Source organism: bacterium (genome assembly GCA_040755795.1).
In the GTDB taxonomy this organism is placed as follows: Bacteria; UBA9089; CG2-30-40-21; order CG2-30-40-21; family SBAY01; genus JBFLXS01.
Window position 1 is genome coordinate 1 of record JBFLXS010000164.1, and the last position, 3,088, is coordinate 3,088.

The following is a 3,088-nucleotide window of genomic DNA, read 5'->3' on the forward strand; positions in this document are numbered from 1 at the left end:
ACAATTTCACCTTCAACAAAAAGATCAAGTCTATGAATACCAACCTCAACATCCTGATAGAAAATTTTGATTTCTTTCTCTGATTCAAAAGCCAAATTTTGTCTTGCAAGTTCAACTCTCAAAGCATTGTGATAAACACTCTCTAAAAAACCAGGCCCTAACTCCTTGTGAACATTGATACAAGCACCAATGATTTTATCAGTTAATTCATCTTCTCTCGATTTCTCCATATTCCCCTCTTCTCCTTTGTTACACTTCATTTGGGTAAATAGTTTCAAATCTTATATATTCTATATCCAACTGTTTCTGCCAAAAATTTATATTCTTTTTCAACCCTATTAATATCAATATTTCTTAGCCTTAGATCTGGCTCGCCAACAATGAAGTAATCAATATTCCATTTTTTGATACAATATAAAATAGTCTCCATATTTTCATTAGGAGTAGTGAATCCTTTTCTACCAGTCCAATAAGCAATGGCATGGGCATCGCAAATCATAATCTTTTCATCTGACCCTGTATTATTTTTAATCCAGGAATATAATTTTTGTTCTGGAATCTCCTTTTGGCTGTATCTGTCATAAACAACATATATAGACTGCAAGATTAAAATAATACCGATAAGAGAAATAAGTATTTTTCTATTTATGATTATATTTATTCCAAATATCCCTAATAATACACACTGTGATATTAAAAAGCCTGTATATCCTGCCCGTGGTCCCGATACACATAAACAGATTATCAATCCTAAATAAAATAAAGATGGAATTAGTTTTGTTGACCATTTGATTATACCATAGAGGACTACTACCAATAAAGGGTATGATAGAAATCCTGCAAGTGCCGCATTTAGTCTTACAGGATTCCAGAGAGCCTGCATATCCCAGGTTGAAAATGTAATTGAATATGGTCTGGGCAAAAAGGTCAGGTAGAGACTCCCTATTTTAGTCTGAAGAAAGGTGATGGGATTCAATATAAATTCAAGATAGGATTTAAGTGTTGGAGGATTGAGGGTCAGGAGTTCTTGCCATGTTCTCGTGATTGAGATATATTTACCAGATGTATGGACAGGATTCCCAAAGATTAAATAATTCCTTATGAGCCACGGAGATATGAGCAATAAAAAGATAAATATTGGATAGAAATATGACGCCTTTATTTGTATCTTCCTATTTTTTATAACCTCAAATATTACCTTCCTATCCCTAATTAATTCAATTAAAATTAATGATAAAATCAGGAATAAAGAAGCCGGATGTAAAAGATAAGAGCCTGCTCCTATAATTGCAACATAATTCCAATCTCTTTTTAGATAAAGATAAAAAAGGCACAGGGAAAAATATACACAAGAAGAAGGACCAGTTATCTCAAAGGAACTTGCCAGGAAACAAGGATTTATGGTTATTAGAAGTATAGTTGAGTAAATGGCACACTTTTCACTATATAATTTTTTAGCAATAAGGTAAATTGGTAAAAGTATTGAAACAATAAATAATACTACAACCAATTTTGCCACTTCAAAAGATTGACCAAATATAGAGAAAACAAAACCTAAAATTAAATTAAATAGTGGCGGTCTATATTGGGCATAAAATGCCTTATCAATTCCTGACCAATAACTCTCCGTAAACGGTAATACTACCCAGGTTTTATCGGTTAAAAAACTTTTTGCAAGTGAGATATGCCAATATGAATCCCCGGTTATGGGAAATTTTGATACCGTTGACACACTTGCGTAGAGGATTAAAGTTATCCCAAAAATAAGTAATAAATTTCCCGGAATATTAAAATCTGGTCTTCTAAAAAATAAGGTGATAAAAGACAAAGGGAAAATGGCTAATGACCACAGGATTGGAATTTTAAAGAGATGAAGAACAACAGCCAGTCCTGCATACATCAGGATAGAAAAGCCAAATGAAAAGCAAAATCTTTCTTCACCTTGAAATTTCTTGCTTGAAATCAAATAACCTGGTAGATAAAATAAAATAAATAGAATAAGTATCTGGATAATAAACATTATTAATATCTTCCTTATGTTTGGTAAATGGTAAATGGTAAATGGTAATTGGTAACTGGTAATTGGTAACTGGTAACTGGTAATTGGTAACTGGTAACTGGTAATTGGTAACTGGTAACTGGTAATTGGTAATTGGTAATTAGTTACCAATCACCAGTTACTAATTAACCCATTAACTCTTCTAATCAAAAATCCCTTTTCTTGCTAATGCCTGGATAAATCTATTAATTATAGGCAATCTTGACACTTTAATTGATTTTATCGCCTCTTCTTCCTTTATCATTGCTTCCGTCTCTATTTCTTGTAATTTATGAATATAGTTAGTCAAATACTCATCTTCCTTACCTTCACCTCTCTCCACAAAGACCTGTAACTTTTCTAATTCATCCTTATCGAGCCAGATACCGTGATTTTTTCTACAGTGGTCAATTATCACTCCTGAGGTATAGCTATAATTTACCCGTTCCATTAGATGTCCACAGATTGGGCAGGAGAGAGTATCAACCAATTCATGGGAACGGGAGATTTTAGCGTCTTCTTTGTTTGCGGTTATTTCGGGGAAATGCTCTTGAGTGAACTTTTTCTCTCTGATTTTGAGTATTTGATAGAGTTCATCGCTATCACACCAGATACCACCGCAAATTTTACACAAATCAGTTTTTATGCCTTCGTAATCTATCTCCATTAATTGCTTATGACATCGAGGGCAATCTTTTGTTCCTAATAAAACATCCTTCTCATGAGTCTGCTCTATTCTTTCTAATGAATTATCATGTTCTTCCATAACTATCTGAATCTTTTCTAACTCACCTTGATTAAACCATAATCCATCTTTTTGAGGACATCGGTCGAGTATAACCCCAGTATTAATGGCGTAATTAAACTTTTGCATCTGTGAACCACATTTAGGACAGTTATGGATTTTACCTTTTCCTGCATCTACTCCAATAGACTGAAAGGTAGTAATTCTTTCTTCTTCACTAAAAGGTGTTTGTCTTCTATCTATTATGGGGCTTAATTCTCCATAATCTAACCAATTCCCGCCGCAGTTATTACAGGAATCAATCA

General features: G+C 33.3%; 4 protein-coding genes. All 4 read right to left on the bottom strand.

Features of this window, described 5'->3' with window-relative positions; genetic code table 11:
* Positions 1–230 (bottom strand): GxxExxY protein (locus tag AB1414_11265; protein MEW6608010.1); only part of this gene is annotated, 230 nt, incomplete at its 3' end.
* Positions 231–274: 44 nt separating this feature from the next.
* Positions 275–2,020: a glycosyltransferase family 39 protein gene (locus AB1414_11270; protein MEW6608011.1), complete on the bottom strand. Its 1,746-nt coding sequence runs from the start codon at positions 2,018–2,020 to the stop codon at positions 275–277.
* A gap of 14 nt (positions 2,021–2,034) precedes the next feature.
* Positions 2,035–2,160 carry an alpha/beta hydrolase gene (locus AB1414_11275; protein MEW6608012.1) on the bottom strand — a complete coding sequence of 42 codons (126 nt, stop codon included), beginning with the start codon at positions 2,158–2,160 and terminating at the stop codon, positions 2,035–2,037.
* Between the two features lie 41 nt (positions 2,161–2,201).
* Positions 2,202–3,088, bottom strand: an 887-nt coding sequence (locus AB1414_11280; protein MEW6608013.1) for a zf-TFIIB domain-containing protein, incomplete at its 5' end; no start/stop codon positions are given.

Coding starts and splice junctions, on each gene's coding strand:
- AB1414_11270 (MEW6608011.1), bottom strand. CDS start 2,020: ATGTTTATTATCCAGATACTTATTCTATTTATTTTATTTTATCTACCA.